At 73.8% G+C, this 16,593-nt stretch carries 15 protein-coding genes; 3 read left to right on the top strand and 12 right to left on the bottom strand.

The genetic code is table 11. The annotated features are described in order from the left end of the window. Nucleotides 1-31: 31 nt before the first annotated feature. From pheT to infC, 7 genes are all read right to left on the bottom strand, one after another. Nucleotides 32-2,545, bottom strand: a complete 2,514-nt coding sequence (gene pheT, locus IE260_RS30680) for a phenylalanine--tRNA ligase subunit beta (protein WP_189877772.1) — start codon at nt 2,543-2,545, stop codon at nt 32-34. Beyond that, on the bottom strand, nt 2,545-3,666 hold the full coding sequence (gene pheS, locus IE260_RS30675) for a phenylalanine--tRNA ligase subunit alpha (RefSeq protein ID WP_189877770.1): 1,122 nt from the start codon (nt 3,664-3,666) through the stop codon (nt 2,545-2,547). Before pheS ends, pheT begins: the two co-directional genes overlap by 1 nt. A 158-nt stretch (nt 3,667-3,824) precedes the next feature. Continuing rightward, on the bottom strand, nt 3,825-4,955 hold the full coding sequence (locus IE260_RS30670; RefSeq protein WP_189877768.1) for a sensor histidine kinase: 1,131 nt from the start codon (nt 4,953-4,955) through the stop codon (nt 3,825-3,827). Between the two features lie 53 nt (nt 4,956-5,008). Further along, complete coding sequence (locus IE260_RS30665; protein ID WP_189877767.1) at nt 5,009-5,866, bottom strand: TrmH family RNA methyltransferase; 858 nt, start codon at nt 5,864-5,866, stop codon at nt 5,009-5,011. A 162-nt stretch (nt 5,867-6,028) separates the two neighbouring features. After that, nucleotides 6,029-6,412: a 50S ribosomal protein L20 gene (rplT, locus tag IE260_RS30660; protein WP_055492778.1), complete on the bottom strand. Its 384-nt coding sequence runs from the start codon at nt 6,410-6,412 to the stop codon at nt 6,029-6,031. A gap of 100 nt (nt 6,413-6,512) precedes the next feature. Continuing rightward, the gene (rpmI, locus tag IE260_RS30655) at nt 6,513-6,707 is read right to left on the bottom strand and encodes a 50S ribosomal protein L35 (RefSeq protein ID WP_004933563.1); all 195 of its coding nucleotides are present in this window, start codon (nt 6,705-6,707) and stop codon (nt 6,513-6,515) included. Nucleotides 6,708-6,817: 110 nt separating this feature from the next. Then, nucleotides 6,818-7,459 (bottom strand): translation initiation factor IF-3, encoded by a 642-nt coding sequence (gene infC, locus IE260_RS30650; protein WP_189877952.1) that lies wholly within the window; start codon nt 7,457-7,459, stop codon nt 6,818-6,820. 386 nt (nt 7,460-7,845) lie between these two features. Here infC and IE260_RS30645 point away from each other — a divergent pair, with 386 nt between their 5' ends. Next, nucleotides 7,846-8,202 (top strand): DUF1844 domain-containing protein, encoded by a 357-nt coding sequence (locus tag IE260_RS30645; protein ID WP_189877764.1) that lies wholly within the window; start codon nt 7,846-7,848, stop codon nt 8,200-8,202. A 4-nt stretch (nt 8,203-8,206) separates the two neighbouring features. Here IE260_RS30645 and IE260_RS30640 read toward each other — a convergent pair whose 3' ends face one another. Continuing rightward, nucleotides 8,207-8,938 (bottom strand): SseB family protein, encoded by a 732-nt coding sequence (locus tag IE260_RS30640; protein ID WP_189877762.1) that lies wholly within the window; start codon nt 8,936-8,938, stop codon nt 8,207-8,209. Nucleotides 8,939-9,054: 116 nt separating this feature from the next. Between IE260_RS30640 and IE260_RS30635 the strand changes: the two genes are divergently transcribed. After that, a complete protein-coding gene (locus IE260_RS30635; RefSeq protein ID WP_189877761.1) occupies nt 9,055-10,017 on the top strand; it encodes a serine hydrolase in 963 nt (320 codons plus the stop codon). On the opposite strand, the gene mycP is transcribed toward IE260_RS30635, so the two are convergent. Next, nucleotides 10,002-11,177 carry a type VII secretion-associated serine protease mycosin gene (gene mycP / locus IE260_RS30630; RefSeq protein ID WP_189877759.1) on the bottom strand — a complete coding sequence of 392 codons (1,176 nt, stop codon included), beginning with the start codon at nt 11,175-11,177 and terminating at the stop codon, nt 10,002-10,004. The two genes, IE260_RS30635 and mycP, sit on opposite strands and share 16 nt — an antisense overlap. After that, complete coding sequence (locus IE260_RS30625) at nt 11,174-12,325, bottom strand: hypothetical protein (RefSeq protein WP_373303427.1); 1,152 nt, start codon at nt 12,323-12,325, stop codon at nt 11,174-11,176. The genes mycP and IE260_RS30625 overlap by 4 nt, the downstream gene beginning before the upstream one ends. A 1,271-nt stretch (nt 12,326-13,596) precedes the next feature. Between IE260_RS30625 and IE260_RS30620 the strand changes: the two genes are divergently transcribed. After that, the gene (locus tag IE260_RS30620) at nt 13,597-14,799 is read left to right on the top strand and encodes an amino acid deaminase/aldolase (RefSeq protein WP_189877757.1); all 1,203 of its coding nucleotides are present in this window, start codon (nt 13,597-13,599) and stop codon (nt 14,797-14,799) included. Nucleotides 14,800-14,821: 22 nt separating this feature from the next. Here IE260_RS30620 and IE260_RS30615 read toward each other — a convergent pair whose 3' ends face one another. Both IE260_RS30615 and IE260_RS30610 read right to left on the bottom strand, forming a co-directional pair. Next, on the bottom strand, nt 14,822-15,793 hold the full coding sequence (locus IE260_RS30615; protein WP_189877948.1) for a DUF2510 domain-containing protein: 972 nt from the start codon (nt 15,791-15,793) through the stop codon (nt 14,822-14,824). Nucleotides 15,794-15,820: 27 nt separating this feature from the next. Further along, the gene (locus tag IE260_RS30610; protein WP_373303432.1) at nt 15,821-16,591 is read right to left on the bottom strand and encodes a 3-oxoacyl-ACP reductase; all 771 of its coding nucleotides are present in this window, start codon (nt 16,589-16,591) and stop codon (nt 15,821-15,823) included. Nucleotides 16,592-16,593: the final 2 nt, after the last annotated feature.

Below are 16,593 nucleotides of genomic sequence, written 5' to 3'. Positions count from 1 at the left end.
GACGGCGACGTCCCAGGTCCGCGTGGGGCGCCTAGCTCCGCAGGACCGCCCCCGTGCGCTCACCGGCGAGTGCGACCGCGGCGTCCCGGGCCGCCGACGCCTCGTCGACGGTCAGCGTCCGGTCGGCGGCGCGGAAGCGCAGCGCGTACGCCAGGGACTTGCGGCCCTCACCGAGTTGCTCGGCGTTGTCGTAGACGTCGAACAGCCGGATCGACTCCAGCAGTTCACCGGCGCCCTCGCGCAGCGCGGCCTCGACGTCCGCCGCCGGGACGAAGGCGTCGACGACCAGGGCGACGTCCTGCGTGGCGACCGGGAACGTGGAGATGCTCGGCGCCTGCGGGGTGTCGTGGCCGACCCGCTCCACGGCGTCCAGGTCCAGCTCCATCGCGCAGGTGCGCGCGGGCAGCCCCAGGGCCTTCAGGACCCGCGGGTGCAGCTCGCCGGCGTGGCCGACGATCCGGTCCTCGCCGTCGACGGTGACGGCCAGCTCGGCGCAGCGGCCGGGGTGCCACGGCCCGTACTGGCCCTTGCGGACGATCAGTTCGGCACCGGCCTCGCGGGCGACGGCCCGGGCGGCCTCGACCGCGTCGGCCCAGTCGGCCGGGCGGCCCTTGCCCCACCAGCCGGCCTGCTCGCGGGCGCCGGCGAGGACGACGGCGACGTGGCGCGGCTGGTCGGGCAGCGCCGCGTTCAGCGCGGCCAGGTCCTCCTCGCTGGGGCGCCGGTCGACGGGCAGGTTGGCGGCGACCCGCTGCTCCTCGCGGGGGTGGAAGACCAGGCCGGTCTCGAACAGCGCCAGGTCGTGGCTGCCTCGGCCGTCGTTGCGGCGCAGCGCGCCGAGCAGCCCCGGCAGCAGCGAGGTGCGCAGCACCGGCTCCTCGTCGCTGAGCGGGTTGACCAGCCTGACGACGCGGCGGGCCGGGTCGTCGGCGTCCAGGCCGAGCTGGTCGAAGACCTGCTCGCCGACGAACGGGTAGTTCAGCGCCTCGACGTAACCGGCACCGGCCAGCGCCCGGCCGATACGGCGGTGCAGCCGCTGCCGGGAGGTCAGGCCGCGGCCCGCCGGCGGCTTCGGCAGCGTGGAGGGCAGGTTCTCGTAGCCCTCCAGGCGGATGACCTCTTCGGCCAGGTCGTTCGGGTCGGTGAGGTCGGGCCGCCAGGACGGCACGGTGACGATCAGCTCGTCCTGCCCGTACACGTCGCAGCCGACCTCCTGGAGGCGGCGCACGACGGTCTCGCGGCCGTACGTCACGCCCGCGACCTTGTCCGGGTGGTCGGCCGGGACGCTGATGGTGCGCGGCGCGGACGGGGCGCTGATCTCGGTGACGCCGACCTCGGCGGTGCCGCCCGCGAGCAGCACCAGCAGGTCCACGGTGCGCTGGGCGGCGGCTGCGGCGGCCTGCGGGTCGACGCCGCGCTCGAAGCGCCGGGACGCCTCGGAGGACAGCTTGTGGCGGCGGGCCGTGCGCGCGATGGACACCTGGTCGAAGTGGGCGGCCTCGATAACCACGTCGGACGTGGCGTTCTGGAGGTCGTCGTGGTCGGCGATCTCGGTGTTGGCGCCGCCCATGACACCGGCGAGGCCGATCGGGCCGCGGTCGTCGGTGATGACCAGGTCCTCGGCGTGCAGGGTGCGCGTGACGCCGTCGAGGGTGACGATCTTCTCGCCCTCCTCGGCCCGGCGCACGCCGATGGTGCCCTGGACGAGACCGCGGTCGTAGGCGTGCAGCGGCTGGCCGAGCTCCATCATCACGTAGTTGGTGACGTCGACGGCCAGCGAGATCGGGCGCATGCCGACCTTCTGCAGGCGCCGCTGGAGCCAGATCGGGGAGCGCGCCTCGGGGCTGAGGCCGGTCACCGTGCGGGCGGTGAAGCGGTCGCAGCCGGTGGGGTCGGCGATCTTGACCGGGTAGCCGAAGGCGTTCGGGCCCGGCACGTCGAGCAGCGCCGGGTCGCGCAGCGGCAGGCCGTAGGCGATGGCGGTCTCGCGGGCGACGCCGCGGATGGACAGGCAGTCGCCGCGGTTGGCGGTGACGGCGATGTCCAGGACCTCGTCGACCAGCTCCAGCAGCTCGATGGCGTCCCTGCCGACCTCGGTCTCCGGCGGCAGCACGATGATGCCGTGGGTGCCGTCGTCGCCCATGCCCAGCTCGTCGCTGGAGCAGATCATGCCGTGGGAGGTCTTGCCGTAGGTCTTGCGGGCGCTGATCGAGAAGCCGCCCGGCAGGGTGGCGCCGGGGAGGACCACGACGACCTTGTCGCCGACCGCGAAGTTGCGGGCGCCGCAGACGATCTCCTGGGGCTCGCCGGTGCCGTTGGCCCGGCCGACGTCGACCGTGCAGAAGCGGATCGGCTTCTTGAAGCCCTCCAGCTCCTCGATGGTCAGCACCTGGCCGACGACCAGGGGGCCCTTGAGGTCGGCGCCGAGGTGCTCGACCGTCTCGACCTCCAGACCGGCCGAAATGAGCTTGGCCTGGACGTCACGGCCGGTCTCGGTCGCCGGCAGGTCGACGTACTCCCGCAGCCAAGAAAGCGGGACCCGCATCAGATCTCCATCCCGAACGGCCGGGTGAACCGGACGTCACCCTCGACCATGTCTCGCATGTCCTCGACGTTGTGGCGGAACATCAGCATCCGCTCGATGCCGAACCCGAAGGCGAAGCCGCTGTACTTCTCCGGGTCGACGCCGCAGGCGGTGAGCACCCGCGGGTTGACCATGCCGCAGCCGCCGAGCTCGATCCAGCCCTCGCTGGAGCAGGTGCGGCAGGGCCGGTCGGGGTTGCCGACGGACGCGCCCTTGCACACGTAGCAGAGCATGTCCATCTCGGCGCTCGGTTCGGTGAAGGGGAAGAAGTTCGGCCGCAGCCGGGTCTTCATGCCCTCGCCGAACAGCGACTGGACCATGTGGTCCAGGGTGCCCTTGAGGTCCGCCATGGTCAGGCCCTCGTCCACCGCGAGCAGCTCGACCTGGTGGAAGACGGGGGTGTGCGTGGCGTCCAGCTCGTCGGTGCGGTACACACGGCCGGGGCAGATCACGTAGACCGGCAGCTCGCGGTCGAGCAGGGAGCGGATCTGCACGGGCGAGGTGTGGGTGCGCAGCACGACGCCGGACTCCGAGCCGCCCTGCGGGCCCTGCACGAAGAACGTGTCGGCCTCGCCGCGGGCCGGGTGGTCCGGGCCGATGTTCAGTGCGTCGAAGTTGAACCACTCGGCCTCGACCTGCGGGCCCTCGGCGACCTCGTAGCCCATGGCCACGAAGATGTCCTCGATGCGCTCCGACAGGGTGGTCAGCGGGTGGCGGGCGCCGGCCGGTACCCGGTCGTAGGGCAACGTGACGTCCACGGCCTCCTCGACCAGCACGCGGGCGTCGCGCTCGGCCTCCAGCTCGGCCTGTCGGGCCGCGAGGCCCTTGTTCACGGCGCCGCGGGCCTGGCCGACGCGCTTGCCGGCCTCGGCCTTGGCGTGCGGGGGCAGGGCGCCGATCTCGCGGTTGGCCAGCGCCAGCGGGGAGGTGCCGCCGGTGTGGGCGACCTTGGCCTCCTGGAGCGCGTCGAGGGAGTCCGCGGCGGCGAAGGCGGCGAGCGCCTCGTCCCGCATGCGCTCGATCTCTTCCGGTTTCAACGCCTCGACCTCGACTGGGTCGTACGACTTATTGGGTGCCGACATCTCTTCCCGTGCTTCCGATTGGCTGGCTGATGGTCCCCGTGACCGACTCGTGGATGATCGTCTCCGGCTCGTCTTTCGTCTTCGGGACACAAAGGTGCCAAAGGCCGAGTCTAACGGGGTGAAGGAATGCGAATGCGCCCGTGGGGTCCGCGGCCGTCTCAGACGAGATACGCCGGTGCCGCCACGGGCAGCGTAAATCGGAACTCGGCGCCGCCGCCGGGGGCGCGGCCGACGGTGATGGTGCCGCCGTGGGCCTCGACGATGCCCTTGACGATGTACAGCCCGAGGCCCGTGCCGCCGCGCTTGCTGCCCCGCCAGAAGCGGGTGAAGACGCGGTTCATGGACTCCTCCGGGATGCCGGGGCCTTCGTCGCTCACCGTGACCGACGTGCCGGCGTCCTCCCCTTCGCGCGGGGACGCCGCGGCCGTGATGTCGATGGTGACGGTTCCCTCGCCGTGCCGCACGGCATTTTCGATGAGGTTGCTGAGCACCTGGTCGACCTTGTCGGGGTCGGCCCACAGGTCGGGCAGCGGCTGCTGGAGGCGGAGCAGGAACCGGTCGGCCCGCTGGCCGGCGGCGACGTAGGCCTGGATGTGGCGGCCGACGGCGGCGCCGATGTCGACGGGCTGGCGGCGGACCTCCAGCCGCCCGGAGTCGATGCGGGAGATGTCGAGCAGCTCGGCGATGAGCCGGGTGACCCGGTCGGCGTCCGCGTCGACGGTCTCCAGCATCAGCCGTTTCTGGTCGTCGGTGAACCGCTCCCACTTGGCCAGCAGGGTGGCCGTGAAGCCCTTCACGGAGGTCAGCGGCGAGCGCAGCTCGTGGGCGACGGTGGCGATCAGCTCGGCGTGGCTGCGCTCGGTGCGGCGGCGGGCCTCGGTGTCGCGCAGGGTGACGACGACGCGCCGGACGGGGCCGGTCGGTTCGTCGCGGACGTAGCGGGCGGCCACGAGGACTTCCCGCCCGCCGGGCAGGAGCAGGTTCCGCTCGGGTTGACGCACCCGGATGGCGAGGCCGCCGTAGGGGTCGGTCAGCTGCCACCAGCGGCGGCCTTCGAGGTCTTCTAAGGGGAGGACCTTCTCCAGTCGCTGCCCGAGGGCGTCGGCCGCGGGGACGGCGGTGATGCGTTCGGCGGCGGCGTTGAAGCAGACGACGTGCCCGTGCTCGTCGGCGACGACGAGGCCGTCGGGCAGGTCGTCGGGGTCGATGCCGAGGCCGGTGGGATCACGGGGCGCGGTTGGGCGCGGCGCCTCCCGTGCTGCCGGTGCGCTGCTCGTGCCGACGCTCATCCCCGTACCCCACCTCTCAGCTGACCGAGTGGGTCCCCGAGCTGGTCACCCTACTAGCTCTCGGTGACGGAGCGGCACCCTCCGGCGGCGCGCTGTGCACGTGCCGACGCGTAGAGACATACGGCGGCGGCGGTGGCGAGGTTCAGGCTCTCGGCCTTGCCGTGGATGGGGACGCGGACGACGGCGTCGGCGAGGGCGCGGGTCTCCTCGGGCAGTCCCCACGCCTCGTTGCCGAACACCCAGGCGGTCGGCCCGCCCATGGTGCCCTGGTCCAGCTCGGCGTCGAGGTCGTCCTCGCCCGCTCCGTCGGCGGCCAGGACCCTGACGCCGGCGTCCCTGAGTCCCGCCACGGCCCGCTCCACGGGGACGCCGACGGCGACGGGCAGGTGGAACAGGGAGCCGACGGAGGCGCGCACGGCCTTGGGGTTGTACAGGTCGACGGAGGCGTCGGTGAGGACGACGGCCTCGGCGCCGGCGGCGTCGGCGCACCGCAGCACGGTGCCGGCGTTGCCCGGGTCGCGGACGTGGGCGAGGACGGCGACGAGCCGGGGGCGGGCGGCGAGGATCTCGTCGAAGGGGGTGTCGAGGAACCGGCAGATCCCGACCAGCCCCTGGGGGGTGACGGTGGTGGAGATGTCCTCGATGACCTGGTCGGCGGCGAGGTGGACGCGGGCCCCGGCCGTACGGGCCTCGCCGATGATGTCGGCGTAGCGCTCGGCGGCCTCGACGGTGGCGAACAGCTCGGTGAGCGCGGACGCGCCACCCGTGCGGTGTGTCGCCGCCTCCCGCACGGCCTGCGGCCCCTCGGCCAGGAAGAGCCGCTCCTTGCTCCGGAAGTTCCGCTTGGCCAGACGTCGCGCGGCGACCACGCGCGACGAGCGGGGGGAGATCAGCTCAGGAGCAGCAACCATGGCGACGTACCTTCGGGGGAAGCGCCCCAGGGGCGCGGGGAACTGCGCGACCGGCCACAGCCGGCCCGCACACGCGATTCGACGGAAGAGGGCAGACGCAAGCGGACCCGCAGGTCACCCCGCGGGTCCGCACAGTCACGTCCGCTCAGAGCGAGCGCAGCGTCACGCAGCCTTGGGCGCGTTCACGTCCGCCGGCAGCGCCTTCTGGGCGACCTCGACGAGCGCGGCGAACGCACCGGCGTCGTTGACGGCCAGCTCGGCCAGGATCTTGCGGTCCACCTCGACGTTGGCGGCCTTCAGACCCTGGATGAAGCGGTTGTACGTGATGCCGTTGGCGCGGGCAGCGGCGTTGATGCGCTGGATCCACAGCTGGCGGAAGTCACCCTTGCGCTTCTTGCGGTCGTTGTAGTTGTAGACCAGCGAGTGGGTGACCTGCTCCTTGGCCTTGCGGTACAGACGCGAACGCTGACCGCGGTAGCCGGAGGCCTGCTCGAGGATCGCCCGGCGCTTCTTGTGGGCGTTGACTGCCCGCTTGACGCGTGCCACTTGTTAACTCCTTGTAGCGGGGCCGCGGTGGTCCTCACGCGGCCCGGAAACGATTGGGTCCCGGTCCTGACGTACGGCGCTCAGTGGTGGCGCCGTGGCGTCACTTGCCGAGAAGCTTCTTGATCTTCGCGGCGTCGCCCGGGGCCATCTCTGCGTTGCCGGTGAGGCGACGCGTCACGCGGGACGACTTGTGCTCGAGCAGGTGGCGCTTGCCGGCGCGCTCACGGAGCACCTTGCCGGAGCCGGTGACCTTGAAGCGCTTGCTGGCACCGCTGTGCGACTTGTTCTTCGGCATAGCGCCGTTCTCTCCTCGTCGGTGGCGCTCCGGTGCCCGGTCGCGAAAAACCGGGCACGGTGGAGCGTCGCTCTTGTATCGGTTACATCCTGGGACTGGCGTCCCGGGGGTCACGCCTCCGCGGGGGCCTCCGCGTTGACGGCGTCGGCGTCCGCGGCGTTCTGCGAGCGGCCGGGGTTGGCCTTCGCCTCCGCCTTGCGGGCCTCCTGCGCCTGGCGAGCCTCGGCCATCGCCTCGGTCTTCTTCTTGTGCGGACCGAGGACCATGATCATGTTGCGGCCGTCCTGCTTCGGGTTCGACTCGACGAAACCGAGGTCCTGGACGTCCTCCGCGAGACGCTGCAGCAGTCGGTAGCCCAGTTCGGGCCGGGACTGCTCGCGACCACGGAACATGATCGTGATCTTGACCTTGTCGCCCTGCTTGAGGAACCGGACGACGTGACCCTTCTTGGTGTCATAGTCGTGCGGGTCGATCTTCGGCCGGAGCTTCATCTCCTTGATGACCGTGTGCGCCTGGTTCTTGCGCGCCTCACGGGCCTTCATGGCCGACTCGTACTTGAACTTCCCGTAGTCCATGAGCTTGCACACGGGCGGACGGGCGTTCGCCGCGACCTCGACGAGGTCGAGGTCGTACTCCTGCGCAAGCTCCAGGGCCTTGGCAAGCGGGACAATCCCGACCTGCTCGCCGCTGGGACCGACAAGTCGCACCTCGGGAACGCGAATCCGGTCGTTGATGCGGGGCTCGGCGCTGATGGATCCTCCTCGGTAGCACCACGCGACGGTCTGGCGGACAGCCGCGTAACGTCTGTGTTCGTTAGACCTAACCGCGCCGAGACAGAAAAAATGCCCCGGACGATCACAGGCGGGGCTCCTCGAACTACTACCGGAGCACCGCCGCGATGACCGCGGGGCGCGCTTTCGGGCCGGTCGCCGCCGCTGGGGCGGGACCGCCTGACCGGTGACCCGCCGTCCCGGAGGACGGCCAGGTGGGAGTTCGAAGCCTCCACTTGTGGGTCGGGCCCGATGCCGTGGGGCATACGTGTCCGACCGGTCGTTACACAAGGTTAGCAGCTCGGCCGGGGAACGGCTAACCGAGACTGAGTACGGCCGGCGGCCGCCCTGCGCCTATCGTGTGCGGCATGAGTGACACCCCTCCTGAGACGCCCGACTTCGACGCCATGACCCGCGACATCGCCGAGGTCCCGGCGGTCGAGGTGATCGTGACGGTCGCCGTCAACCTGATGAGCGCCGCCGCCGTGAAGCTCGGACTGACCGAGGAGGGGGAGGCGCACAAGGACCTCGACGAGGCCCGCAAGCTGGTGCACGCCCTGGCCGGTCTGCTGGACGCGAGCACGACCGAGATCAGCTCCTTCCACGCCGCGCCGCTGCGCGACGGCCTGAAGTCGCTCCAGCTGGCCTTCCGCGAGGCGTCGCTCGTCCCGGACGAGCCGGGGCAGGGGCCGGGCGAGAAGTACACCGGCCCCGTCTACGGCTAGACCGCTACTCCTTCACGTACAAGGGCTCGCCGGGAGGCGTCGTCCCGGCCGGCAGCAGTGCCAGGTCGAGGCCGCGCACCAGGCGGGCCCTCAGCGTCTCGTCGGCGGCCAGCCGTCCGGCGACGGCGCGGGCGGCCTCGGCCGGAGCCGCGGCGGGGTCGAGGACGAGGGCCAGCGTGCCGTCGGCCTGTCCGGGCCCGAGGTGGGCGCGGAGCACGGCGGGCTCGGCGGCCACGGCAGCGCGCACGGCCTCGACGACGGCCGGGTCGGCGAGCGGATCGGTCGTCGTACGGCCCTCGGCCAGCGCCAGCAGCGCCGCTCCGGTCAGTTCGAACGGCACCGGTCCGGCCATGTCCAGCACGACCGTGTCCGCCTTCTCGTGCGCGGCCGCCTGCAGCGCCTGGTGCAGGGGCACGGCCACGGGGCGGGCCCGGGGGTCCCAGCGGGCGAGCGAGTCGGTGGACGTGAAGGCGGGCAGCGCGGTGCGCTCGCCGGCCTTGAGCGTGGGTACGGCCATGTCGCTGGTCTTCTCGCGGCGCAGTCCGTTCTCGTCCTCCTCGACCTCGCCGAGCACGGCCACGACGGGCACGAGCAGCCGGGCGCCCTTCAGCGCCCGCAGGACCGGCGCGATGGCGGTGCGGTCCTCGGCCCAGGCCGCGAGCGCCGCGCTCAGCCGGGGGTCGGCGGAGCCGTCGTCGTCGGAGAAACCGGAGTCGGGAATGTTCTTGTTCGCCACGGACTCGACCCTATCGGGGGGCGGGCGACGGTCCTCACCGGCCTCTCAGGGTTCTCTGACCGGCGTTTGACCCTGGCCCCACGGACCGCACAGCCACCTCCAGAAGCATCGCGGGCATGGAGTCCCCCAGAGCCCGGCCCGGGTCCCGGAGGCGGCGCGCGCCGGTGCGGGCCGCCCTGATCGTGTTCGCCGTCGTGGGCGCCCTGGTCGTCGGGGCCGTGTACGTACGCGGGCACGCGCACCCGGGTCCGGACCCGGTGTCGGTATCGTCGTCGGCCTCGGCACCCGTGGGCGGGGAGGCATCGGTGGAGTCGGTGGTGGACCGCGACGCGCTGCTGTCCGACGCCATGGCGTCGGTGACCGTGGCGGCGGGCGCCGAGGTGTCGGTGGCGGTGCTGGACCCGGTGTCCGGCGACAGCGCCTCGTACGGCGAAGGCGTCTTCGACACGGCGAGCATCGTCAAGGTCGACATCCTGGCGGCACTGCTGCTCCAGGCGCAGGACGCGGGGCGGACGCTGACCGCCGTGGAGAAGTCGTACGCCGTCGCCATGATCGAGGAAAGTGACAACGACTCCGCGTCGGCGCTGTGGCGGACGATCGGGACGGCGGACGGGCTGGATGCCGCCAACGAGCGCTTCGGGCTCACGCGGACCGAGGGCGGCGACGGTGCCCTGTGGGGGCTGACGCAGACCACGGCCGCCGACCAGCTGACGCTCCTGCGGCAGGTCTTCGGGGCGGACGGATCGGAGCTGAGCGAGTCCTCGCGGGCGTATCTGCGGGGGCTCATGGGGCGGATCGCCGAGGGTCAGCGGTGGGGCGTGTCGGCGGCGGCCGACGGTGCGGGCTGGGCGCTGAAGAACGGCTGGCTGCGGCGCAGCACCACCGGGCTGTGGGTGGTGAACAGCATCGGGCGGGTGCCGGCGGGCGGTCACGCGTACCTGGTGGCGGTGCTGTCGCGGGGCAGTGCCACCCAGGCGGCGGGGATCTCGCTGGCCGAGGCCGCGGCGAGGGCGGCGGTGTCCGTGTTCGCCGGGGAGGACGGGGCGGTCGGCGCGGTGGGGGCTCAGAAGTCGTCGTAGCGTTCGCGGCGGCCCCGCCACAGGACGACGGCCGCGACCATCAGGACGCCGCCCGCGCTGCCCGCCAGGGGCGCCGCCCAGGCCGAGGTGTCGGCGCCCGGGGCTGCGGCGTCGGGACCGGAGCCGAAGTACTTCTCGCCGTACGCCGCGGACTTCAGGCCCTCCGGCTTCAGCCGGCCGGCCGCCTCGATGGCGGCGGCGGGGTCGACGAACCCGAAGCCGCGGGAGTCGTCGCGTCCGCCGTCGGGGGCGTTGCGGGCGGTGTCCTCCAGGAGCCTCTTGACCTGGGCCGGGGTGAGGCCGGGGTGGGCGGCCCTGACGAGGGCGGCGGCGCCGGAGACGAAGGCGGCGGCGGCGCTGGTGCCCCAGCCCTCGTAGTACCGGTGGTCGGGATCGGCGATGATCACGTCGACGCCGGGGGCGCTGACCGTGGCGTACCAACGGCGGGTGGAGAAGGAGGCGCGGGTGCCGTAGCGGTCGACGGCGGTCGCGGCGACGACGCCCGGGTAGGCGGCCGGGTAGGAGATGTGGTCGCCCTTCTCGCCGCCGTTGCCCGCGGAGGCGACGACCACCGCGCCCTTCTTCAGGGCGTACTGGATGGCCGCGTCCTCGGTGGGTTCGGGGTGGGCGGAGGCGGAGTCGTCGCCGAGGGAGAGGTTGATGACGTCGGCGCCGTGGTCGGCGGCCCAGCGGATGCCCTCGGCCAGGGCGTTGCCGCGGGTCTTGCGGGCCTTGGCGCGGGACGGGTCGCCGTCCTCCAGGATGACCCGGACGGGGAGGATCTTCGCCTCGGGGGCGATGCCCATGACGCCGTCGGCGTCGCCCGGGCCGTGTCCGTGGCCGGCGATGATGCCGGCCATGGCGGTGCCGTGCCGGGCCCAGGCGCGGTCGCCCTCGCTCGCGCCGAAGCCGACCAGGTCCTTGCCCGTGAGGACGTTGCCGGTGAGGTCGGGGTGGTCGGCCTCGACGCCGGTGTCCAGGACGGCGACGGTGACGCCCGCGCCCTTGGTGGTGCGCCAGGCCTCCTGGGTGTGCATGGCGTCGAGGGCCCACTGCTTGGCGCGTATGCCGTCGGCGTGCGCGGTGGCCGGCGGGACCAGGAGGGCGCCGGCGACGAGGAGGCTCAGGGCTCCGGCGCGGCGGGTGCGGACGGCGTTCATGACGGCTGCTCCGTGGACTGTTCCCCGGACTGTTCCTCGGCCGGGCCGACGTTCTTGCGCAGGGCGCGTTCGACGCGGTCGGCGAGGCCCTGCGCCTCGTGGCCGAGGCCGGCCTGGGCGGGGGCCGTCGTGGCGTCCGGCTCCATGGCCTCCTCGGCGGACTGGGGCTCGTCGACGGTCCGGCCGTCGGCCCAGCCGGAGACGGCGTAGACGACGACGGGGGCGTCGGTGAGGACCGAGACCGTCCACGAGGCACGCTGCCGTGCGCCGAAGCCGGCGGCGGCGGTGTCCTGCGCGGCGTACGGCAGCGGCATGAGGTCGGTGCGGCGGGCCAGGCCCTCCTTCTCGAACCGGTCGGCCAGCGCGGTCATGGCGGCGGCGTCGGCCTTGACGAAGAGCAGGCCGACGGTGGTGACGTGGCTCTGGGTGGCGTCGGTGTAGGTGGCGCGCAGCAGGCGCCGGCAGCCGACCGGGTCGAGCGCCTTGCGCAGCAGCGGGTCGAAGGCGCCCTCGCAGCCGCTGTCCGGGGCGACGGCGATCCGGGTCCAGGTGCGGTCGGCGCCGCCGGGTCCGGCGCCCCGGCCCCGCACGGTGGGCGGGAAGAGCCGGTCGACCGGCATGCTGTGCCACAGGTCCCCGGCCGCGGTGTACACGCCGCGCGCGTCGCCGTCCTCGGAGTCGCCGGCGAGCCAGCTCCCCGTGACGGCGCCGGTGACGAGGCCGAGTCCGAGCACGAGGCAGACGGCCGCGGCGAGGGCCTGGGGCCGCAGGCGGCCCCCCAGCGGGCGCGGGCGGGCGTGCTCGTCGTACCCCTCGGGCTCACCGAGCGACACGAAGGGCCGTCCGGTGGACGCCGCCGGGGTGTTCCAGGACAGGGCGGGGTCGGGCGCGGAGGGAACGGGCGCCGGGGTGCCCGTCGGCTCGGGCGCCGGCTGCGCGGGGATCGGGCGCAGGCGGGTGGTCGTCTCCGACGGGGTCTCCGCCGTACCGCTGTCGCGCGCCCCCTCGGCACCGCGGGCCGGCGGCACGTCCGGGAAACGGGCGCCGCTGTCACGCGGCCCCTCGGCACCGAGGGCCGGCGGCGCGTCCGGGAAACGGGCCGAGGCGCGCGGCGGGCTCTCGGCACCGGCGCCACGACCTCCCCGCACGGACGCCGCACCACCGTCACGCCGTTCCTCGGCACCGAGGGCCGGCGGCGCGTCCGGGAAACGGGCCGAGGCGCGCGGCGGCGGGGGCGTGGAGGCGACGGGCCTGAGGGTCGGGTAGGGGCCCCGGGCGGCCCGGGAAGCGGACGGGGGGCCGGACGCGCCGGTGCCGGGGCCGTCGTCCGGAGCCGAAGGGCCGTGGCCGTTGTCCGAGGGCGCATCCCCCTCGCGGTCGGCAGGTCCGCCGGAGGCGTCCCGGCACGGGCCGCTCGGCCGCCCCGCACCGCCGTCGTGGGATTCGGCGCCCCACCGCTCAGAGGAATTTGGCGCGGACTCCCCTCGCGGGCCCGGCTCACCGGTGCCCGCCGCCGACTCGACCGACCGCGGGCTCCCGGCGGGACGCGGCGGAACGCCGGGGTGGGCAGGCGTGCCGGGACGCCGCAGGGCGTCGGGCACCATCGGCGCATCCGCGCGCGGCGAGGTGTCGGGGCGGGACGGAAGATCCGCCCCGGGGGACGTGACCGGCCGCCGCAGGGACTCCGGACCCGCCGCCGCACCGCCACGCGGCGACGCAGCCGCACCCGATGAGACATCGGAGCAGGACGGAAGATCCACCCCGGGCGACGTGACCATCCCCCGCAGGGACTCCGGACCCGACGCCGCACCGCCACGCGGCGACGCAGCCGCACCCGATGAGACATCGGAGCGGGACGGAAGATCCACCCTGGGCGACGTGACAGGGCGCGGCGGGGTCTCCGGATACGACGGCGAATCGGCGTGCGGTGGCGCGGCCGGGCCCGGCGAGGGGTCGGTGCGGGACGGCAGGTCCGCCCGGGGGGACGCAGCGGGGCGCGGTGGCGCGGCCGGGCCCGGCGAGGGGGCGGGGTGGGGCGGGGTAGCCGTAGTCGGCGACGTGGCGGGCTGCGGGGGTACGTCGGTGTGGGGTGGCGTCTCCGGGCGCGGTGGGAAGGAGGTGCGGCGCGCTTCCGTGCTCATGCACCCCCCGTTTCCTCGTGCCCGGGCCGTTCCTTGGACGCGGGCCGGTGTTCTCCTGCCCGGGCCCGGTGCGGACTGGCCGTCCCGGGCACGCATACCCGCACGGACGGACCGCCATCCCAGCGCGGACCTCGGGCCCTGACGCCGAGCCGTTCCGCCGTGCGTGCGCGTCACTCTACGGCGTGCCCCCGCCCGGAGGGGAACCAGTCCACGTGCCCGGGGCATTGGCCCGGAACGTCCCCCTACCCTGCGGTAATCCTGTCTGGCAGGCTTCGTTCATGACTGCGCGCGCCGCCGACCGGGCCCGTTACGACCGGGCCACCGCCCATCTGGACGCCCCCGTCGCGATCGTGGACCTCGAGGCATTCGACGCCAACGCGGACGACCTGGTCCGCCGGGCCGGCGGGAAGCCGGTCCGGGTCGCCAGCAAGTCCGTGCGCTGCCGCGCCCTGCTGGAACGGGCCCTCGCCCGGGACGGTTTCGCGGGTGTCATGTCGTTCACCCTGGCCGAGTCCCTGTGGCTGGCGCGCTCCGGTTTCGATGACGTGCTGCTCGCCTATCCGTCGGCGGACCGCGCCGGGTACGCGGAGCTGACCGCCGACCCGAAGCTCGCCACCGCCGTGACCGTGATGGTCGACGACCCGGCGCAGCTCCGGCTCATCGACGAGGCACGGGACGGCGGTCGTGAAGTGGTCAGGGTCTGCCTGGAGTTGGACACGTCCCTCAGGCTGCTCGGCGGCCGGGTGCGCGTCGGGGCCCGCCGCTCGCCGCTTCACTCCCCCGCCGAGGTCGCCGATCTGGCCCGCGCGGTGGCCCGGCGGCCGGGGTTCGAGGTCGTGGGTCTGATGGCGTACGAGGGGCATGTCGCCGGGGTCGGGGACGCGGTGGCGGGACGGCCGGTGCGGTCGCGGGCGATCCGGCTGATGCAGGCCGCCGCCCGCCGTGAACTGGCCGAGCGGCGCGCGGCGGTGGTGCGGGCGGTCCGGGCCGTGGTGCCGGACCTGGAGTTCGTCAACGGCGGCGGCACGGGCAGTGTGCAGCACACCGCCGCGGAGGACGCGGTCACGGAGATCGCCGCCGGGTCCGGGCTGTACCTGCCGCGGCTGTTCGACAACTACACGTCGTTCCGCGGCCGTCCGGCGGCGCTGTTCGCCCAGCCCGTCGTGCGGCGCCCCGGGGTGGGGGCCGTGACGGTCCTCGGCGGGGGCTACCCCGCCTCGGGTGCGGCCGGGGCCGACCGGCTGCCGGTGCCGTATCTGCCCGAGGGGCTGCGCTACGACCCGCAGGAGGGCGCCGGTGAGGTGCAGACGCCGCTGCTCGGCTCACCCGCCGACGACCTGCTGATCGGCGACAAGGTGTGGTTCCGGCACGCCAAGGCCGGCGAGGTGTGCGAGCGGTTCGACGCGCTGCACCTGGTGGAGGGGGACGCGGTGACGGCGACGGTGCCGACGTACCGCGGTGAGGGCCGCACCTTCCTCTAGCCGCCCGCCGGCCGCCGGCCGCTCACCGCGTCGGGCCGATGCTGCTGCCCACGCCGCCGCCCGTGCCCGCGTCGCCGGCCGGCCGGATGCCCTTGGTGATGGTGTCCATGTCGGCGAGCGGCGGTCCGTCCTCGCCGGCGTCGAAGACGTAGCGGACGAGGATCGGGGACTCGGTGCCGACGGTGGACGGGAACACCATCGACTGCACGTACCCGCCCGGGCCCTCGGCCGTCCGCACGCGCCAGCGCACGAAGTACCCGGCGCGTCCGGCGACCCCGACCGGCCCGGACTTGACGAGTGCGTGGGACTCGATGCCGCCGAACGGTTTCCGGCCGACCAGGTCGCGGTCGTAGGCGTCGTCGGCCGCGTCCTGGATGTCCTCCTTGGCGAGCGCCTCCGGGGAGGTCTCGTCGTTGGCCGTGACCGTGCGGGAGATGACGAGGCCGTGCCGGCAGACTCCGCCGTCGCCGGGGCAGTCGTAGGTCCCGTCCGTGGTCATCATGACGTCGTCCTCGGTGACGTACTGCGGCCTGACCCAGCCGTCCGGCAGCGGGAAGGTGATGCCGTTGAGCTGGTCCTCGACGACGGCCGGGTCGTCGGCGGAGGGCTGGGAAGCGGTCGGCGAGGGGGTGGGCTCCTCGCTCGTCGGTGCCGGGGCGGCGGAGGTCGTCGGGGCGGGCGGGGTCTGTGCCTCCGGACCGCCGCTCTCGTCGCCGAGGACGAGGACGCCGGTGACGATCGCCGCGACCAGGACGGCCGCGGCGGTGGTGAGGGCGACGGCCTTGCCCCGACCGGTGCCGCCGGCCGGCCGGCGCTGCCCCGGGCCGCCGTCCGTGAACAGCGGCACGGTCGGCCGCGAGAGCTGCGCGGGCTGCGGCACGGGCGGCACCGGGGCCTCGGGCAGGCGCCGGTGCTCGGTCCAGGCCGTGCCGTCCCACCAGCGTTCCTGGTGCGGGGCCGACGGGTCGCGGTACCAGCCGGGCGGTGGCGTCATGCTCATGCGGGCACTGTAGGACGCCGCCTACAGGGGTGTGACGTACGCCCCCGAAATCCCGCCGTCCACCAGGAAGTCGGTCGCGTTGACGAACGAGGAGTCGTCGCTGGCCAGGAAGGCGACGGCGGCGGCGATCTCCTCGGCCTCGGCGAAGCGGCCGACCGGAATGTGCACCAGGCGGCGCGCAGCACGCTCGGGGTCCTTGGCGAACAGCTCCTGCAGGAGCGGGGTGTTGACCGGGCCGGGGCACAGGGCGTTGACCCGGATGCCCTCCCGGGCGAACTGCACGCCCAGTTCACGGGACATCGCGAGGACGCCGCCCTTGGAGGCCGTGTACGAGATCTGGCTCGTGGCGGCGCCCATCCTCGCCACGAACGACGCCGTGTTGATGATCGAGCCCCTGCCCTGGCGCCGCATGTAGGGGATGGCCGCCTTGCAGCACAGGTACACGGACGTGAGGTTGACCTCCTGGACGCGCTTCCACGCCTCCAGACCTGTCTCCAGGATGGAGTCGTCGTCGGGCGGGGAGATGCCGGCGTTGTTGAAGGCGACGTCGACGCTGCCGTAGGTGTCGTACGCCGTCCTGAACAGCGCCTCCACCTGCTCGGGGTCGGTGACGTCGGCCTTCACGAAGGTGCCGCCGACCTCCTCGGCCGCGGCCTTGCCGCGCGTCTCGTCGACGTCGCCGCAGACGACGCGCGCGCCCTCGGAGGCGAGCCGGCGGGCGGCGGCGAGGCCGATGCCACTGCCGGCCCCGGTGACGACGGCGGTACGGCCGACGAGCCTGCGGCAAACCATGT

This window comes from Streptomyces viridiviolaceus (assembly GCF_014650995.1).
In the GTDB taxonomy this organism is placed as follows: Bacteria; Actinomycetota; Actinomycetes; order Streptomycetales; family Streptomycetaceae; genus Streptomyces; species Streptomyces viridiviolaceus.
Note: the sequence above shows the minus strand (reverse complement) of the source record. Positions and strands in the feature narration are given on the sequence as shown.